General features: G+C 59.4%; 19 protein-coding genes. 14 read left to right on the top strand and 5 right to left on the bottom strand.

Annotated elements, in window-relative coordinates:
* Positions 1 to 26 precede the first annotated feature (26 nt).
* Positions 27 to 1,355: an ATP-dependent RNA helicase SrmB gene (gene srmB / locus HA46_RS18055; RefSeq protein ID WP_084885920.1), complete on the bottom strand. Its 1,329-nt coding sequence runs from the start codon at positions 1,353 to 1,355 to the stop codon at positions 27 to 29.
* 155 nt (positions 1,356 to 1,510) lie between these two features.
* Here srmB and trmN point away from each other — a divergent pair, with 155 nt between their 5' ends.
* Positions 1,511 to 2,260 (top strand): tRNA(1)(Val) (adenine(37)-N(6))-methyltransferase TrmN, encoded by a 750-nt coding sequence (gene trmN / locus HA46_RS18050; protein WP_084885918.1) that lies wholly within the window; start codon positions 1,511 to 1,513, stop codon positions 2,258 to 2,260.
* Here trmN and nadB read toward each other — a convergent pair.
* Positions 2,245 to 3,888: an L-aspartate oxidase gene (nadB, locus tag HA46_RS18045; RefSeq protein ID WP_033791883.1), complete on the bottom strand. Its 1,644-nt coding sequence runs from the start codon at positions 3,886 to 3,888 to the stop codon at positions 2,245 to 2,247. The two genes, trmN and nadB, sit on opposite strands and share 16 nt — an antisense overlap.
* A gap of 409 nt (positions 3,889 to 4,297) precedes the next feature.
* On the opposite strand from nadB, the gene rpoE reads away from it, so the two are divergent.
* The 11 genes from rpoE (at position 4,298) to acpS (ending at position 13,651) form a co-directional block, all read left to right on the top strand.
* The gene (gene rpoE / locus HA46_RS18040) at positions 4,298 to 4,876 is read left to right on the top strand and encodes an RNA polymerase sigma factor RpoE (protein ID WP_010617748.1); all 579 of its coding nucleotides are present in this window, start codon (positions 4,298 to 4,300) and stop codon (positions 4,874 to 4,876) included.
* Between the two features lie 27 nt (positions 4,877 to 4,903).
* Entirely contained in the window at positions 4,904 to 5,557 is a 654-nt protein-coding gene (gene rseA / locus HA46_RS18035) for an anti-sigma-E factor RseA (RefSeq protein WP_084885916.1), read from the top strand.
* Complete coding sequence (gene rseB / locus HA46_RS18030) at positions 5,557 to 6,513, top strand: sigma-E factor regulatory protein RseB (protein ID WP_033791881.1); 957 nt, start codon at positions 5,557 to 5,559, stop codon at positions 6,511 to 6,513. Before rseA ends, rseB begins: the two co-directional genes overlap by 1 nt.
* On the top strand, positions 6,510 to 6,974 hold the full coding sequence (gene rseC / locus HA46_RS18025) for a SoxR-reducing system protein RseC (protein WP_033791880.1): 465 nt from the start codon (positions 6,510 to 6,512) through the stop codon (positions 6,972 to 6,974). Before rseB ends, rseC begins: the two co-directional genes overlap by 4 nt.
* A gap of 217 nt (positions 6,975 to 7,191) precedes the next feature.
* Entirely contained in the window at positions 7,192 to 8,991 is a 1,800-nt protein-coding gene (gene lepA / locus HA46_RS18020) for a translation elongation factor 4 (protein WP_033791878.1), read from the top strand.
* Between the two features lie 9 nt (positions 8,992 to 9,000).
* Positions 9,001 to 9,975, top strand: a complete 975-nt coding sequence (lepB, locus tag HA46_RS18015; RefSeq protein WP_033791875.1) for a signal peptidase I — start codon at positions 9,001 to 9,003, stop codon at positions 9,973 to 9,975.
* A 133-nt stretch (positions 9,976 to 10,108) separates the two neighbouring features.
* The gene (rnc, locus tag HA46_RS18010) at positions 10,109 to 10,789 is read left to right on the top strand and encodes a ribonuclease III (protein WP_033754012.1); all 681 of its coding nucleotides are present in this window, start codon (positions 10,109 to 10,111) and stop codon (positions 10,787 to 10,789) included.
* Positions 10,790 to 10,834: 45 nt separating this feature from the next.
* Entirely contained in the window at positions 10,835 to 11,740 is a 906-nt protein-coding gene (gene era / locus HA46_RS18005) for a GTPase Era (protein WP_033791871.1), read from the top strand.
* Between the two features lie 4 nt (positions 11,741 to 11,744).
* A complete protein-coding gene (recO, locus tag HA46_RS18000; RefSeq protein ID WP_084885914.1) occupies positions 11,745 to 12,473 on the top strand; it encodes a DNA repair protein RecO in 729 nt (242 codons plus the stop codon).
* Positions 12,474 to 12,539: 66 nt separating this feature from the next.
* Complete coding sequence (pdxJ, locus tag HA46_RS17995; RefSeq protein WP_084885911.1) at positions 12,540 to 13,271, top strand: pyridoxine 5'-phosphate synthase; 732 nt, start codon at positions 12,540 to 12,542, stop codon at positions 13,269 to 13,271.
* The gene (acpS, locus tag HA46_RS17990) at positions 13,271 to 13,651 is read left to right on the top strand and encodes a holo-ACP synthase (RefSeq protein WP_033754000.1); all 381 of its coding nucleotides are present in this window, start codon (positions 13,271 to 13,273) and stop codon (positions 13,649 to 13,651) included. The genes pdxJ and acpS overlap by 1 nt, the downstream gene beginning before the upstream one ends.
* Here the strand turns inward: acpS and HA46_RS17985 are convergent.
* Both HA46_RS17985 and HA46_RS17980 read right to left on the bottom strand, forming a co-directional pair.
* A complete protein-coding gene (locus HA46_RS17985) occupies positions 13,648 to 13,896 on the bottom strand; it encodes a YfhL family 4Fe-4S dicluster ferredoxin (RefSeq protein ID WP_033791866.1) in 249 nt (82 codons plus the stop codon). The genes acpS and HA46_RS17985 overlap by 4 nt on opposite strands.
* A 50-nt stretch (positions 13,897 to 13,946) precedes the next feature.
* A complete protein-coding gene (locus HA46_RS17980; protein WP_033791864.1) occupies positions 13,947 to 14,786 on the bottom strand; it encodes a MurR/RpiR family transcriptional regulator in 840 nt (279 codons plus the stop codon).
* A gap of 170 nt (positions 14,787 to 14,956) precedes the next feature.
* Between HA46_RS17980 and yfhb the strand changes: the two genes are divergently transcribed.
* Together yfhb and tadA are read left to right on the top strand one after the other, a co-directional pair.
* On the top strand, positions 14,957 to 15,595 hold the full coding sequence (gene yfhb, locus HA46_RS17975; RefSeq protein ID WP_033791863.1) for a phosphatidylglycerophosphatase C: 639 nt from the start codon (positions 14,957 to 14,959) through the stop codon (positions 15,593 to 15,595).
* A 71-nt stretch (positions 15,596 to 15,666) separates the two neighbouring features.
* Positions 15,667 to 16,164 (top strand): tRNA adenosine(34) deaminase TadA, encoded by a 498-nt coding sequence (tadA, locus tag HA46_RS17970; protein ID WP_084885909.1) that lies wholly within the window; start codon positions 15,667 to 15,669, stop codon positions 16,162 to 16,164.
* Positions 16,165 to 16,195: 31 nt separating this feature from the next.
* Here the strand turns inward: tadA and mltF are convergent, their stop codons facing one another.
* The gene (gene mltF, locus HA46_RS17965; protein ID WP_033791861.1) at positions 16,196 to 17,653 is read right to left on the bottom strand and encodes a membrane-bound lytic murein transglycosylase MltF; all 1,458 of its coding nucleotides are present in this window, start codon (positions 17,651 to 17,653) and stop codon (positions 16,196 to 16,198) included.
* Positions 17,654 to 17,870 lie beyond the last annotated feature (217 nt).

The raw sequence follows: 17,870 nt of genomic DNA, 5'->3' as shown, positions 1-17,870 counted from the left end.
CGAGTTTTTTTTATGACGACGATGATTTATTCCGCATCGTTGCTTGCTGGCGCGGCAGCGCTTGGCTTGCGGCGCTTGCCTACGTTTTTGGCGTCGCGATGACGTTTCTTCACGCGCGGTTTTTCCGCTTCGCTCTCTTTTTTCTCTTTGCGTTTCGCCAGCGCCTTTTTCGACGGTTTTCCGGTAGTTTTCGCACTTGGCGCGCGCGTTACCGGACGCAGCTCGTCGATCACGCGCGGCTTCAGCGGCTCGTTCAGATAGCGGCTGATTTTGCCCAGCAGCAGATGATCGTGCGCTTCCACCAGCGACAGCGCGGTGCCTTTACGTCCGGCGCGCGCGGTACGCCCGATACGGTGCAGATAGGTATCGGCGGTGCGCGGCATATCATAGTTGATGACGTGGCTGACATCTTCGATATCGATGCCGCGCGCGGCGACGTCGGTCGCCACCAGCACGTTGACGCGGCCGTCAGTAATGCGTTTGATCGCCTCGGTGCGTTTAGCCTGCACCATTTCGCCTTCCAGATAGCAGCAGCGGATCCCTGCATCGTGCAGCCACTGCACCAGCTCGTGCAGACGCTCGCGCTTGCGCACGAAGACGATGGAACGCGTGGCGTCCGGCTGCTTCAGCAGGTGGATCAGCAGTTTGGTTTTATGCTCCAGATCGTCGGCGCGGTAATACCACTGCTGGATCTTTTTACGCTCGCGACGGCTGGGATCGGCTTCGACTTCGACCGGATCGTTAAGCAGACGCTCGGCAAAATCTTTAATCGCGTCGCCTTCCAGCGTCGCGGAGAAGAGCATGGTCTGCTTACGCCAGCGGGTTTCGCCTGCAATGGTTTCGATATCCTGCGCGAAGCCCAGATCCAGCATGCGGTCCGCTTCGTCGAGGATCAGCGTCTCAACGGCGCGGCAGTCGAAGTTCTCTTCTTTAATATACTGAAGCAGACGTCCGGTGGTCGCCACAACCACATCCTGGTTCTCGCTGAACACTTCCGCGTGGTTCATATACGCCACGCCGCCAGTGATGGTGGCGATATCAAGATGGGTATGTTTCGCCAGCTCGCGCGCGTGATCGGCGACCTGCATCGCCAGTTCCCGCGTTGGGGTCAGGATCAGGATGCGCGGCGGCCCCGATTTCTTGCGCGGAAAATCGAGCAGATGCTGCAGTACCGGCAACAGGTACGCGGCGGTTTTCCCGGTGCCGGTAGGCGCCGAACCCAGAACGTCGCGGCCCTCCAGCGCGGGCGGGATCGCCTCGGCCTGAATGGCGGTAGGGCGAGTGAAGCCTTTATCCTGCAGGGCTTCCAGCAGGCTTTCGTCGAGTTCGAGTTCGGAGAATGTGGTTACTGTCATGGTCTACCTCAGTTTGGGGCGCTGATTATAGACAGATCGCACGCAATCTTCATCTGTTAATCCGCGCCTGCCAGCCCATTACGTGTATTCCTCACGCCGTCACGTTACACTGAAGCGCTGCCGCGCGGCAGGAAAAAGGGTAATGGTTGCAGAGTATGACGCAGGAAAAGCCGCAAGTGCGGCCGGTGTTAAAAAGAAACGGTTTCACCTTCAAACAATTTTTCGTGGCGCACGACCGCTGCGCCATGAAAGTCGGCACCGACGCCATTTTGCTGGGCGCCTGGGCACCGGTCGCTAATGCGCGCCGGGTGCTCGATATCGGCAGCGGCAGCGGGCTTATCGCCTTGATGCTGGCGCAGCGTACCTCCGATGCGGTGCTTATCGACGCGGTTGAGCTGGATGCCGCCGCCGCGCAGCAGGCGCAGGAGAACGCGGCGCAGTCGCCGTGGGCGGCGCGCATTCGCGTCCATCAGCAGGATATCGCCGCTTTCGCCGACAGCTGCGAGCAGCGCTATTCGCTGATTGTCAGCAATCCGCCCTATTATCCGCCCGATGTCGCCTGCGCCACGCCGGAGCGCGACGCGGCGCGCTCGACGGCGACGCTGGATCACGCCAGCCTGCTGCGTTACGCGGCGCGTTTGATCGACGAAGAGGGCTTCTTCTGCGTCGTGCTGCCGGAAACGGTAGGGCAAACCATGATTACGCTGGCGCAAACGGCGGGCTGGCATCTGCGTTTTCGCATCGATGTGGCGGAATATGCGCATCGGCCGCCGCATCGCGTGCTGCTCGGTTTTTCCCCCAGCGCGGGCGAAACGCTGCTGGAGCGCATGGCGATTCGCAATCAGGATACGCACTACTCGGAAGCCTGGCGCAGCCTGACCCGCGACTTTTACCTCTTTATGTAAGAGGGCGTGAGGATCGTCGGCTTCGCTTCGGGCAGCATATCGGGATAGTCGCGGGTAAAATGGAGCCCGCGGCTCTCTTTTCGCGCCAGCGCGCAGCGCACCATAAGTTCGGCCACCTGCGTCAGGTTGCGCAGCTCCAGCAGATCGCTGGAGAGACGGAAATGCGCGTAGTACTCGCTGATCTCCTGCTGCAGCAGGTTAATACGACGCAGCGCGCGCTCCAGCCTGCGCGTGGTGCGTACAATCCCCATATAGTCCCACATAAATAGCCGCAGCTCATGCCAGTTATGCTGGATTACCACCCGCTCGTCCGCATCGTCTACGCGGCTTTCATCCCAGGGCGGCAGCTGGTCGGGCGCGGCTCTTTGCGGCAGCGTCTGAATCAGATCCTCGGCCGCCGACCAGCCGTAAACCAGACACTCCAGCAGAGAGTTGGAGGCCATGCGGTTGGCGCCGTGCAGCCCGGTATAGCTTACTTCGCCGATAGCGTAGAGCCCGTCGACGTCCGTGCGTCCGCGCGCGTCTACCATCACGCCGCCGCAGGTGTAGTGCGCGGCGGGCACGATGGGAATACGATCCCGCGTCAGGTCGAGGCCGAAGGTCAGCAGTTTTTCATAAATCGTCGGGAAATGGTCGCGTATAAAGGCCGCCGGCTGGTGGCTGATATCCAGATAAACGCAGTCGACGCCGAGCCGCTTCATTTCGTGATCGATGGCGCGCGCCACGATATCGCGCGGCGCCAGTTCGGCGCGCGCGTCGAAGTCGGGCATAAAGCGGCTGCCGTCGGGCCGCAGCAGCCAGGCGCCTTCGCCGCGCAGCGCTTCGGTCAGCAGAAAGCTGCGCGCGTCAGGATGAAACAGCGACGTAGGATGGAACTGGTTAAATTCAAGATTGGCGACGCGGCAGCCGGCGCGCCACGCCATGGCGATGCCGTCGCCGGACGCAACGTCGGGATTGGTGGTGTACTGATAGACCTTCGCCGCGCCGCCGGTCGCCAGCACTACCGCGCGGGCGCTGCAGGTTTCGACCCGCTCGCGGTTGCGGTTCCAGATCCATGCGCCGACGGCGCGGCGCGCGCCAGGCAGGCCCAGCTTGTCCGACAGGATCAGATCGACCGCGTTGCTGCGCTCAAGAATATGAATGCGGGGATGACTCAGCGCCTGGCTCACCAGCGTGGTTTCGACAGCCCGCCCGGTGGCGTCGGCGCTGTGAAGGATGCGCCGATGACTATGGCCGCCTTCGCGCGTCAGATGATAGGGCATATCGCCAGCCGCCTGCGGATCGCGATCGAAGGCGACGCCGTTGTCGATCAGCCACTGCACGCAGTGGCGCGCGTTGCTGGCGACGAACGAGACCGCCTCGCGTTCGCACAGGCCGGCGCCGGCGATCAGCGTATCTTCTACATGCGACTCAATGCTGTCGGTCTCATCAAACACCGCGGCGATGCCGCCCTGGGCGTAAAAGGTGGAGCCTTCGCTGACTTGCGCTTTGCTCAGCACCAGCACCTCGTAATGCGCCGCCAGCCGCAGCGCCAGCGATAAACCCGCCGCGCCGCTGCCGATAATCAAAACATCGCACTGGTAATCTGGAGAGAAGGAGTATGCCATAGTGTTTAATTTACTAAACATGGGTGGCTTGAGAATAGGCGTTCCGCGCGATGTTGTGAAGTATTTTAAACACTAAGCCCGCTTGTTTAGATCGATTAACCGACAAAAGGAGGAAAAATCAGTAAATTAGCCAAAAGCGCAGCGGAAAACCGTTTTTTATATCAAACCTGGGGCGCAGGCAGGATTTAAAGATGAAAAAGCCTCTGTCATAAGGTACTCTGCCTGCGATTCTGCGTTGATAGCCGCAGTCTGGATTACACTGTCTTGAGAATGAAAAACAAATGACAGCGCCTCCGGAAGAGTCATCATCAGCGCGTTAAGTGAACTTTTTGCCGCACCACGACTCTAAGCGCATGCTTGCTCAGAACCATGAAGATGTGCTGGCAGTTCCTTTACGCATTTAAAAGTATTTGGGGAGACATTACCTCGGATGAGCGAGCAGTTAACGGATCAGGTACTCGTAGAGCGGGTGCAGAAGGGAGATCAGAAGTCATTTAACCTCCTGGTTATTCGCTACCAGCATAAAGTGGCGAGTCTGGTTTCCCGCTACGTCCCGTCGGGAGACGTGCCTGATGTCGTGCAGGAGTCCTTTATCAAAGCGTATCGCGCGCTGGAATCCTTTCGCGGCGACAGCGCGTTCTATACCTGGCTTTATCGTATCGCGGTCAATACCGCAAAAAATTATCTGGTTGCTCAGGGGCGTCGCCCGCCATCCAGCGATGTGGATGCGATCGATGCGGAAAATTTCGAAAGTGCTGGCGCGTTAAAAGAAATTTCGAACCCTGAGAACTTAATGTTGTCAGATGAACTGAAACAAATCGTCTTTCGCACCATTGAGGCACTCCCTGAAGATCTGCGTATGGCAATCACGCTCAGGGAACTGGACGGGCTGAGCTACGAAGAGATCGCCGCCATCATGGATTGCCCGGTCGGTACGGTGCGTTCACGTATCTTCCGTGCGCGAGAGGCCATTGATAATAAAGTTCAACCGCTTATCCAACGTCAGTGATAACGGCTACTGGAAGGGTACTTAGGCATGCAGAAAGAACAACTTTCCGCTTTGATGGATGGCGAGGCGCTCGATAACGCGCTGCTGTCAGCACTATCTCAGGATGCAGAGCTGCAACAGCGCTGGACTAGCTATCATCTTATCCGCGACACCATGCGCGGTGATGTAGGCGATGTAATGCACTTCGATATCTCCGCGCGCGTTGCGGCGGCCCTTGAACAAGAGCCGGCTCGTAAGGTTACGCCGCTGATCGTCGAATCTCAGCCTGAACCGGCCAGCGTTGCGAAGATGCCTTTCTGGCGCAAAATGCGTCCCTGGGCAGCGCAACTGACTCAGGTTGGCGTAGCGGCGTGCGTATCGCTGGCGGTTATCGTGGGCGTACAGCACTACAACCAGCCGAGCGGCACCACCGCGGAACCGTCTGAATCGCCGGTGTTCAACACGCTGCCTATGATGGGCAAGGCTTCGCCAGTCAGCCTGGGCGTGCCTTCTGACGCCTTCGACACCAGCGGCTCCAACCAGCAGGTTCAGGAGCAGCGCCGTCGCGTTAACGCGATGCTGCAGGATTACGAACTGCAGCGCCGTCTGCATTCCGATCGTCTGCAGTTCGAAACCAACGCGCCGCAGCAGGCGCAGGCGAACGTTCCCGGCAACCAGTCCTTAGGTACGCAACAGCAGTAATGAAGCAGCTTTGGTGCGCCGTTAGCCTGCTGGCAGGCAGCCTGCTTTGGTCATCTACCGCCCCGGCGCAGACATCTGCGTCTGGGGCGTTGTTACAGCAGATGGAGCAGGCAAGCCAGAACCTCAACTACGAATTCGCTTATATCAACGTCTCGCGCATCGGCATCGAGTCGCTGCGTTATCGTCACGCGGTGATCGATAATCGCGTCTATGCGCAGCTGCTGCAGATGGACGGCCCGCGTCGCGAGGTCATTCAGCGCGGCGGCGATATCAGCTATTTCGAACCCGGCCTCGATCCTTTCTCTCTGCCCGGTCAAAACATTATCGACGCCTTGCCGTCGCCTATCTTCGCTGACTTCGCTCAGCTCGCCAGCGCGTGGGATTTTATCCCGGTGGGGCGTTCGCGCATCGCCGATCAGCTGTGCGAGGTGATCCGTATCGTCTCGCGCGACGGCACGCGTTACAGCTATGTAGTGTGGCTCGATGTGGACACTAAACTGCCGCTGCGCATCGATCTGCTGGATCGCGATGGCGAAACGCTGGAGCAGTTCCGCGTGATTAGCTTCGCGGTCGACGAAGGCGTGCGCAATCTTATGCAGGGACTGCAAAAAGCCAATCTGCCGCCGTCGCTCTCAGTGCCGGAAGGCGAGAAGGTGACGCTCAGCTGGCAGCCGGCCTGGCTGCCGGCAGGCATGAAGCTGGTGTCGCAGAGCCGACGCGATATTCCGGCGATGAATAAAACCGTTGAATCGCGTCTATACAGCGACGGCCTGTTCAGCTTCGCCATCAATATCACGCCGGCCGACAAAAGCAGCGTCACGCAGACATTGCGCACAGGACGTCGTACGGTGCAGACCGAAGTGCGCGATAATAGCGAAATCACCGTGGTAGGCGAACTGCCGCCTGCGACGGCAAAACGCATAGCGGACAGTATTGATCTGAGGTCGCAACGATGATGAGAGAGTGGGCCACGGTGGTGGCATGGCGTGACGGCATCGCCACGCTGCATACGGAGGCGAAAACTTCTTGCAACAGCTGCTCGGCCCGTAAAGGCTGCGGCAGCCATATGCTGAACAAACTGGGGCCGAAAGACGCTCACGTGATGGAAATCGCCAGCGCGACGCCGCTTCAGCCCGGTCAGCGCATCGAACTCGGCATCCGAGAGAGCAGTTTGCTCGGATCGGCGCTGCTGGTCTATATGACGCCGCTGTTTGGGCTGTTTCTGCTGGCGGGCCTGTTCCAGGCGCTGTTTCACAGCGATCTGGCGGCGGCCTGCGGCGCGCTGCTCGGCGGCATCGGCGGCTTTATCGTCGCCAAAGGCGTGTCGCTGAAAGTCGGCGATCGCGCCGCTTTTCAGCCCGTCATTCTGAGCGTGGCGCTTCCGCCTGACGCCTTGCGGGTGGAAAGCGAAGCCTAATCCTCTGCAGGCCGCGTATATCGCGGCCTTTTAGCGCCTGTTTCTCGCCAAAAAGTGTTGTGATTCCGCAACGTTCCATTCTTTTATGCGCGGCCTTAACAGTGTAATATGCGTCGTCATTAATGAGGCTGACAGGATTGTAGGTAAAGAGCGATCTTCCTGAATGTGTCTGTGCTCAGGTTCTCAACTGTTTTTCTACGTGAAGATATTCATATAAATGAAGCACATAAGAAACTTCTCCATCATCGCGCACATTGACCATGGTAAATCGACGCTCTCTGACCGCCTGATTCAAATCTGTGGCGGCCTGACCGATCGCGAGATGGCGGCGCAGGTTCTCGACTCGATGGACCTGGAGCGCGAGCGCGGCATTACTATCAAAGCGCAGAGCGTGACGCTCGATTACAAAGCGCTCAACGGCGAAACTTACCAGCTCAATTTCATCGATACCCCAGGGCACGTCGACTTCTCCTATGAAGTATCGCGCTCGCTGGCGGCGTGCGAAGGCGCGCTGCTGGTGGTGGACGCAGGACAGGGCGTAGAAGCGCAGACCCTGGCGAACTGCTACACCGCGATCGAGATGGATCTGGAAGTTGTGCCGGTACTGAATAAAATCGATCTGCCTGCCGCCGATCCGGAACGTGCGGCGCAGGAGATTGAAGATATCGTCGGCATCGACGCTACCGATGCGGTGCGCTGCTCGGCGAAAACCGGCGTCGGCGTGCCGGAAGTGCTGGAACGTCTGGTGCGCGATATTCCGCCGCCGGAAGGCGATCCGGAAGGTCCGCTGCAGGCGCTGATTATCGACTCCTGGTTCGATAATTACCTTGGCGTGGTCTCGCTGATCCGTGTGAAAAACGGCACGCTGCGCAAAGGCGACAAAGTCAAAGTGATGAGCACCGGTCAGGTCTATAACGCCGATCGCCTCGGCATCTTCACGCCGAAGCAGGTTGACCGCACGCAGCTGAACTGCGGCGAAGTGGGCTGGCTGGTCTGCGCCATCAAAGATATCCTTGGCGCGCCGGTGGGCGATACCCTGACGCTGTCGCGCAATCCGGCGGATAAAGCGCTGCCTGGCTTCAAAAAAGTGAAGCCGCAGGTCTATGCCGGTCTGTTCCCGGTCAGCTCTGACGACTACGAAGCCTTCCGCGACGCGCTCGGCAAGCTGAGCCTGAACGACGCCTCGCTGTTCTATGAGCCGGAAAGCTCTACCGCGCTCGGCTTCGGCTTCCGCTGCGGCTTCCTGGGTCTGCTGCATATGGAGATCATTCAGGAGCGCCTGGAGCGCGAATACGATCTCGATTTGATCACCACCGCGCCGACCGTAGTGTACGAAGTGGAGACTACCAGCGGCGAAATCATCTACGTCGACAGCCCCTCTAAGTTGCCGCCGCTGAACAATATCGAAGAGCTGCGCGAGCCGATCGCCGAGTGTCATATGCTGCTGCCGCAGGAGTATCTGGGCAATGTCATCACGCTCTGCATCGAGAAGCGCGGCGTGCAGACCAACATGGTCTACCACGGCAACCAGGTCGCGCTGACCTATGAGATTCCGATGGCGGAAGTGGTGCTCGACTTCTTTGACCGTCTGAAGTCGACCTCGCGCGGTTACGCCTCGCTGGATTACAACTTCAAACGTTTCCAGGCTTCCGATATGGTGCGCGTCGATGTGCTGATCAACCAGGAGCGCGTCGATGCGCTGGCGCTGATTACGCACCGCGACAATTCGCAGTACCGCGGACGCGAACTGGTTGAGAAGATGAAAGATCTTATTCCGCGTCAGCAGTTCGACATCGCGATTCAGGCGGCGATCGGCACCCATATCATTGCTCGCTCAACCGTGAAGCAGCTGCGTAAAAACGTACTTGCTAAATGCTACGGCGGCGACGTCAGCCGTAAGAAGAAACTGTTGCAGAAGCAGAAAGATGGCAAGAAGCGCATGAAGCAGGTCGGCAACGTTGAGCTGCCGCAGGAAGCCTTCCTCGCTATTCTGCATGTCGGCAAGGACAGCAAATAAGGATCCCTAATGGCTAATATGTTCGCCCTGGTTCTGGCGCTCGCGACGCTGATTACCGGCATTATCTGGTGTATCGATCGTGTGAAATGGGCGCCGGCGCGCCGGGCTAAACGAGCGGAAGCGCAGGCTGCGGCCGGCCATACCCTCGACGAGAAAACGCTGGCGAAAGTCAACGGGCAGCCTGGCTGGGTAGAGACCGCCGCGTCGGTCTTCCCGGTGCTGCTGGTCGTGTTCGTGGTGCGCTCGTTTATCTATGAGCCATTTCAGATCCCGTCCGGCTCCATGATGCCGACGCTGCTGATCGGCGATTTTATTCTGGTGGAGAAGTTTGCCTACGGCATCAAAGATCCTATCACCCAGACGACGCTGATCCCGACCGGTCATCCGCAGCGCGGCGATATCGCGGTATTTAAATATCCGAAAGATCCGAGCCTGGACTACATCAAGCGCGTGATCGGCCTGCCGGGCGACAAAGTGGTGTTCGATCCCTACAGCAAAACGCTGACCGTCAGCCCGAACTGCGCCGCCGGCCAGCGCTGCGCCAGCGCGCTGCCAATCACCTACACCAATGTAGAGCCGAGCAACTTTATTCAGACCTTCAGCGGTTTTGACGGTAATGAAACGGGCAACGGCTTCTATCAGGTGCCGCAGGGCGAAACCATGCGCGGCGGACTGCGTCTCGGCACGCGTAAAGAGACGCTGGGCAACGTCACGCACGATATTTTGCTGGTAAACGAAGCGCAGAGCCAGGCGAGCATGTATTATCAGCAGCCGGGCCAGCCGCAGGCGACCTGGATCGTGCCGCAGGGGCAATATTTCATGATGGGCGATAACCGCGACAACAGCGCCGACAGCCGCTACTGGGGCTTTGTCCCGGAACGCAATCTGGTCGGCAAAGCGGTCGCCATCTGGATGAGCTTCGAAAAGCAGGAAGGTCAGTGGCCGACAGGCGTACGCCTGAGCCGTATCGGCGGCATTCACTAAGTAATCTGGCCCGGATAAACGGGCAAAACGGTTGGCCTCCTGCGGGGGGCCACTGCACACTAAACAGAATGCGTTGGAAAGCCAGCCCTGTTTCGTATGCAGAGTCACAGACGCACAAAAGAACTGGAATCGCATGAACCCCATCCTCATTAATAAGCTTCAGCGCAAACTGGGCTACACTTTTACTCATCCGGAACTCTTGCAACAGGCGCTAACGCACCGCAGCGCCAGTAGTAAGCACAACGAGCGTCTCGAATTTCTCGGCGATTCCATTCTCAGCTATGTGATCGCCAATGCGCTCTATCATCGCTTTCCTCGCGTCGACGAGGGCGATATGAGCCGCATGCGCGCGACGCTGGTGCGTGGCAACACGCTGGCGGAGATGGCGCGAGAATTTGATCTGGGCGAATGTTTGCGCCTGGGGCCGGGCGAATTGAAAAGCGGCGGATTCCGCCGTGAATCCATCCTGGCGGATACGGTGGAGGCGCTGATCGGCGGCATCTTCCTCGACAGCAACATCCAGACGGTGGAAAAGCTGATCCTTGACTGGTATCAGTCGCGCCTTGAGCAAATTAGCCCGGGCGACAAACAAAAAGATCCGAAAACCCGCCTGCAGGAGTATCTGCAGGGGCGACATCTGCCGCTGCCGTCCTATCTGGTGGTGCAGGTGCGTGGCGAAGCCCACGATCAGGAATTCACCATTCACTGTCAGGTGAGTGGCATGGCTGAACCGGTGGTGGGCGTAGGCTCCAGCCGCCGTAAAGCAGAACAGGCTGCTGCCGAACAGGCGCTAATTAAGCTTGGTCTCGAATAGCAACATCCCGGCGCCTGAACAGGCGCTGAAAAAGTCAGGACTCGAATGAGCGAACAGAATACCTATTGCGGCTTTGTCGCGATTGTCGGCCGACCCAACGTCGGCAAATCCACCTTACTGAACCAGCTGCTGGGGCAGAAGGTGTCGATCACCTCGCGTAAGCCGCAAACCACGCGTCACCGCATTATGGGCATTCACACCGAAGGCGAATACCAGGCCATCTACGTGGATACGCCCGGGCTGCACATGGAAGAGAAACGCGCCATCAACCGCCTGATGAACCGCGCGGCCAGCAGCTCCATCGGCGACGTCGAGCTGGTGATCTTCGTGGTTGAAGGCACGCGCTGGACGCCGGACGACGAGATGGTGCTCAACAAGCTGCGCGACAACAAAGTGCCGGTGGTGCTGGCCATCAACAAAGTGGACAACATTCAGGATAAAAGCATCCTGCTGCCGCACCTGCAGTTCCTCAGCCAGCAGATGAACTTCCTCGACATCGTGCCGATTTCCGCCGAAAGCGGAAAAAACGTCGATACGATTGCGGCGATCGTGCGCAAGCGTCTGCCGCAGGCGGACCACCATTTCCCGGAAGATTACATCACCGACCGCTCGCAGCGCTTTATGGCCTCGGAAATTATTCGTGAGAAGCTGATGCGCTTCCTCGGCGCCGAGCTGCCGTACTCCGTAACCGTGGAAATCGAGCAGTTTGTGGCGAACGATCGCGGCGGCTACGATATCAATGGCCTGATCCTTGTCGAGCGCGAAGGGCAGAAGAAGATGGTGATCGGCAACAAAGGCGCCAAAATCAAAACCATCGGCATTGAAGCGCGCAAAGATATGGAAGAGATGTTCGAAGCTAAAGTGCATCTCGAACTCTGGGTCAAAGTAAAATCGGGCTGGGCCGACGACGAACGTGCGCTGCGCAGCCTGGGCTACGTAGACGACCTCTGATCCTATGGAAGGCTGGCAACGCGCCTTTGTGCTGCATAGTCGCCCCTACAGCGAAACCAGCCTGCTGCTCGATCTCTTCAGCGAAAGCCACGGGCGGGTCAGGGTGCTGGCGAAAGGCGCGCGCGCGCGCCGCTCGCAGCTGAAAGGCACGCTGCAGCCCTTCACGCCGCTGCTGGTGCGCTGGACCGGGCGCGGCGAGGTCAAAACCCTGACCAAAGCCGAAGCGGTTTCGCTGGCGCTGCCGCTCAGCGGCATCACGCTCTACTGCGGCCTCTACGTTAACGAGCTGGTATCGCGCGTGCTGGAGCAGGAATTTCCCTTCTCAGAACTCTTCTTCGACTACCTGAACTGTCTGCAAACGCTGGCGGCGGCCAACAGCTCGCCCGAACCGGCGCTGCGTCGTTTCGAGCTGGCGCTGCTCGGCCATCTTGGCTACGGCGTCGACTTTCTGCACTGCGCCGGCAGCGGCGAGCCGGTCGCCGACAACATGACCTACAGCTATCGCGAAGAGAAGGGCTTTATCGCCAGTCTCGTCGCCGGTCAGCGCAGCTTCACCGGCCGCCAGCTGCGCGCGCTGTGGGAACGCGATTTTCCCGATGCCGATACGCTGCGCGCCGCCAAGCGCTTTACCCGCATTGCGCTGAAACCCTACCTGGGCGGCAAACCCTTAAAGAGCATCGAACTGTTTCGCCAGTTCGTGCCGAAAAAGCGGCCCGATGCCGCCAGCCCGTAGCGCTGTGCCTGCGCCGCGCGCCGCGGTACACTCTGATTTTTCGACATAGTTAACCTGAGGATTGTCATGGCTGAGTTGCTGTTAGGGGTCAACATCGATCATATCGCCACGGTACGCAACGCGCGCGGCACCCACTATCCCGATCCGGTTCAGGCGGCTTTCGTCGCCGAGCAGGCGGGCGCGGAAGGCATCACCGTGCATCTGCGCGAAGATCGCCGCCATATCACCGATCGCGACGTGCGTATTCTGCGCGACACCATTCAGACGCGCATGAACCTGGAGATGGCGGTTACCGACGAGATGGTGGGCATCGCCTGCGATATCCAGCCGCACTTCGTCTGTCTGGTGCCTGAGAAGCGCGAAGAGGTCACCACCGAAGGCGGCCTCGACGTGGCGGGGCAGCAGGAAAAAATCAACGCCGCGGTGAAGCAGCTGAGCGAGGCAGGCATACAGGTTTCGCTGTTTATCGACCCCGACCATCGCCAGATTGAGGCGGCGGTCGCCAGCGGCGCGCCCTACATCGAAATTCATACCGGCGCCTACGCTGAGGCGCCGGAAGGGTTGCCGCGCGAGGCCGAACTGGCGCGCATCCGTCACGCCGCCACCTTTGCCGCCAGTCTGGGCCTCAAGGTCAACGCCGGTCACGGCCTGACCTACCACAACGTTCAGCCGATCGCCGCGCTGCCGGAGATGCACGAGCTGAATATCGGCCACGCCATTATCGGCCGCGCGCTCTTCAGCGGGCTGGCCGACGCGGTAAAAGAGATGAAGCTGCTGATGCGGGAAGCGCGTCGCTAATGGCTATTCTCGGACTGGGCACCGACATCGTCGAAATCGAGCGTATCGCCGGCGTGATCGAGCGCTCCGGCGACCGCCTGGCGCGGCGCGTGCTGAGCGAAGCCGAGTGGCAGCAATATCAGCGGCATCAGCAGCCGGTGCGCTTTCTCGCTAAGCGCTTCGCCGTCAAGGAAGCGGCGGCCAAAGCCTTCGGCACCGGCATTCGCGGTGGACTGGCGTTCAATCAGTTTGAAGTTTATAACGATGAGCTGGGCAAGCCCGGGTTGCGCTTTTTCAATCACGCCAGCGAAGTGGCGGAAAAGCTGGGCGTCAGGCAGGTTCACGTCACGCTGGCGGATGAGCGTCACTACGCCTGCGCAACGGTGATTATCGAAAACTAGTGGTGCAGCACCACGAACTTTTCCCACAGCGCATCGCGCGATTCGATGTGCTGTGGATCGATAACAATCGTGTTATCGATAGGGCAGACGCTCTGGCAGGTTGGCGCATCGTAGTGCCCGACGCACTCGGTGCAGCGGCTGGCGTCGATCTCATAGATCTCCGCGCCGAGCGTAATCGCCTGGTTAGGGCATTCGGGTTCGCACATATCGCAATTAATGCATTTGGCGGTAATCAGCAGCGCCATGATTTCACCTGATCAGCTAAAAACGGCGCCATTATACTCGCGTTCGCCGCCTAGTTCAGCTTTTTCACCAGCGCTTCGCTGTGACGCATATGGCTGGCGGCTCGCTCTGGATCGTTCTGCACCAGCGCCATAAACAGCAGATCGGTCAGCGCCAGCTGCGCCGTGGTCGACGAGATGGCAGCGCTGCGCGTGCTTTGCTCTTCCGCCACGGTATAGAGACAGTGGGTCGCGGTCTGCTGCAGGCTGTTAGGCGTAAAGCCGGTAAAAGCCAGCACGTACGCGCCGATCTGGGCGGCTTCCTGCGCCGCCAGGTTGATCTCTTTACGCTCGCCGGTATAGGAGATCGCCAGCAGCACATCGCCAGGACGCATCGCCTGCACGCTGGCCAACAGCGCGTGCATATCCTGCTCCGCCACCGCATTAATGCCGATCTTCATCAGTTTCCAGGAAAAGTCTTTTGCCACTAGCCCCGAAGCGCCGATGCCTACCAGCACGATGCGCTGGGCATTTTTCAGCAGTTGCAGCGTCGCGTTCAGCTTCTCTTCGCTGTTGATATCGAGCGTGGCGCGAATCGCGGAGAGCTTCTCGGTAAGCAGCTTCTCGCCCACGGTTTTCAGCGAGTCGTCGCTGAGAATGTGGTTATGCACGGTAATGGCGTCGCGATCCGCCAGCGACTCGCTCAGCGCCAGCTTAAGCGCCGGAAAGCCCTTATAGCCCAGCTTCTGCGCAAATTTCACTACGCTCGACTGGCTAACGCCCGACTCTTCAGCCAGCTTCTGCGAGCTGAGATGGCGCGCCCGATCGGGCTGTGACAACAGAAAGTCCGCCAGCCGACGCTCGTTCAGCGCCAGACGCGGATAGAGCTGACGAATGCGCAGCAATGAGCTCATGCCTGGTCCTCGTTTAAGTAGCCTGCCGTAAGATGCCTGTCTCTGCTGAAGAATAAACTATTCATCTGGCATTGTAGTCACTGGAATTAAAAATAGCCGTTTTCGCCGCTGCCGCGGTTGATGGCTACAATAAGGAACCATAGGGCGAACAAAACAGAAAGGAGCGTTTTTTGACCAAGGGTACACAACGTCGCGTGGTGTTTTTCGATCTGGACGGCACATTGCATCAGCAGGATATGTTCGGCACCTTTATGCGCTATTTGCTCTGGCGTCAGCCGCTCAATTTGCTGCTGGTGGTACCCCTGCTGCCGGTGGTCGGGCTGGGGCTGCTTATTAAAGGGCGCGCGGCGCGCTGGCCGATGAGCCTGCTGCTCTGGTCGATCACCTTTGGCCGCTCGGAGCGCACGCTGCTGCGGCGCGAAGCGGCCTTTGCGCAGTGGTTTCGCCAGCGGGTGACCGCATTTCCGGTGGTGCAGCAGCGCCTGACCGACTATCTGGGCAGCGATGATGCCGACGTCTGGCTGATTACCGGCTCGCCGCAGCCGCTGGTGGAGCAGGTCTACTACGACTCGGCGTTTCTGCCGCGCGTCAAGCTGATCGCCAGCCAGATGCGACGCGGCTTCGGCGGTCGCGTGCTGGCTATGCGCTGTCTTGGCCATGAGAAAGTGGTTCAGCTCGAAGAGCAGATCGGCACACCACTGCAGCTCTATAGCGGCTACAGCGACAGCAAGCAGGATAACCCGCTGCTCTTTTTCTGCCAGCACCGCTGGCGCGTCACGCCGCGCGGCGAACTTCAGCAGCTGGAGTAGGGTTGCATCTTCGATTCTGCGCGCGGGATCGCTATAATGCGCCGCTTTGCTGCTGCCGGGAGTGAGCCTGCGTGAATCAATCTCAAGACGAATACTGGATGCGCCATGCGCTGCGGCTGGCGCGCATCGCATGGGAACAGGGCGAAGTGCCGGTCGGCGCGGTGCTGGTGCAGGGCGATCGCGTTATCGGCGAAGGGTGGAACCGGCCCATCGGCCAGCATGACCCGACCGCGCACGCCGAAATGATGGCGCTGCGTCAGGGTGGGAAGGTGCTGGAGAACTATCGGCTGCTGGATACCACGCTCTACGTGACGCTGGAGCCCTGCGTAATGTGCGCCGGCGCAATGGTGCATAGCCGTATTGCGCGGCTGGTCTACGGCGCCAGCGATGAGAAAACCGGTGCGGCGGGTTCGCTGATGGACGTGCTCGGCCATCCCGGCATGAATCATCAGGTTGTGCTGCAGAGCGGCGTGCTGGCGGAGGAGTGCGCGGCGATGCTGAGCGACTTTTTCCGCATGCGGCGCGAGCAAAAAAAAGCGCTGCGTCAGGCGCAGCGCGGAACGGACTAACGCGGCGTCGACGCCGCGCTTCACTCATTGCCTAATTCATGGCGATTTCCGGCGCCACCGCCGGATAGCCGCGGCCCAGCTCCGCCTCTTGCGCCGCTTGCTGGGCCAGGCGCTTCTCCTGCTCCTGCAAATATCCCACCAGGCTCAGCTGATACTTACGGATGTTCTCGACGTAGTTATAGGCTTCGTGACCGCGCGCATAGCCGTAGGTGGTCTGTGCATAGTAGCGCTTCTGGCTCAGCATCGGCAGCCGCAGCTTGACGTCGGCCCAGCTGTCGGGGTTGCCGCCCTGTTTCGCCGTGAGCTTGCGCGCATCCAGCATATGGGCGTAGCCCATATTGTAGGCCGCCAGCGCGAACCAGATGCGCTCATCTTCGGGAATGGTAGCGGGTACCTTTTCCATCATGCGCTGTAGATAGAGGCTGCCGCCGCGAATGCTCTGCTCGGTGTCGGTACGATCCTCGACGTTCAGGCTGTCGGCGGTGTTGCGCGTCAGCATCATCATGCCGCGCACGCCGGTCGGGGAGGTCGCCAGCGGATTCCAGTGCGACTCCTGATAGGAGATCGCCGCCAGCAGCCGCCAGTCGATACTGGCCGCATACTTCTCAAACAGCGGTTTAATCTCCGGCAGCGTCACGTCGATGGCGCGCAGGAAGGTGCGGGTATCGACATAGTCGAAGGTGCCGACGTGGCCGAGATACTTCTCCTCCAGGCGCGCCATCACGCCTTCTTCACCCATCGAGTTAAAAAAGTCGAGCATTGCGGCGTTCAGGCTGCTGTCGTCGCTGTGCGGCACATACCAGGTGACCGGCTCTTCATCCGTGACGTCGAACGCCACCGCCAGCTGCGGATGGATGCGCTGCAGCAGGGCGATGGTGACGGAATCGCCGATGGTGTAGTCGAGCTTGCCGTCGGCGACCGCCTCCAGCAGCGCTTTCGGCCCCTGGTCGGTGGAGATGACCCAGTTGAGATCGGGATACTGCTTATCGCGCGCCGTTTTCAGCGACGACAGGTAGGCGGAGCCGGAGGCGACCCTGAGCTCGCCTTTAAGATCGCCGAGATTCTTCGGGCGCGGCTTATCGACGCGATAGACCAGCTGCTGGGACACGGAGTAGTAGCTCGGCCCGGTTTTATAGCGCGCCAGCCTTTCATCGTTATAAATCAGGCCCGCCGCCAGCAGATCCGCCTTGCCGTCGTCGAGATCGTCAAACAGATCGCTGAGGTTTGGGCGCACGGTGACCTTGAGCTTGACGCCCAGATAGTCGGCAAAGCGCTTCGCCAGCTCGTAATCCATGCCGGCCGGGGCTTTATTGATGGTGTAGTAAGTCAGCGGGGAATTGATGGTACTGATACGCAGCACTCCCCGTGATTTTATCTGCGAAATCGCATCCTGTCCGTTGCCGTACCACGGGATCGATGGCCATAACGCCATCGCCAGCAGCAGGGTGACGAGACCGATCAGCAGATAGTTTAATTTTAGGCGTTTCAAATAGTTGTCTCTCGCTGGCTCTAAGGCCTCTGTCTTTTAAAGGCAGTATTGATCTTTTTTGAACTCTCAGAGCGAGGGGCATTTTGCGCAACTCGGCAGCGTAGAGCAACTTATAAAGCAGGTTTTGCGCAAAATTCAGGCAATTCCGCAGGCAGAGAAATTATGCGCAAACGGTTTCGTCGAGCGGGGTGTTTCTCTATAATACCGCCCGTTTTCT

It is taken from the genome of Pantoea septica, from assembly GCF_002095575.1.
In the GTDB taxonomy this organism is placed as follows: Bacteria; Pseudomonadota; Gammaproteobacteria; order Enterobacterales; family Enterobacteriaceae; genus Pantoea; species Pantoea septica.
Note: the sequence above shows the minus strand (reverse complement) of the source record. Positions and strands in the feature narration are given on the sequence as shown.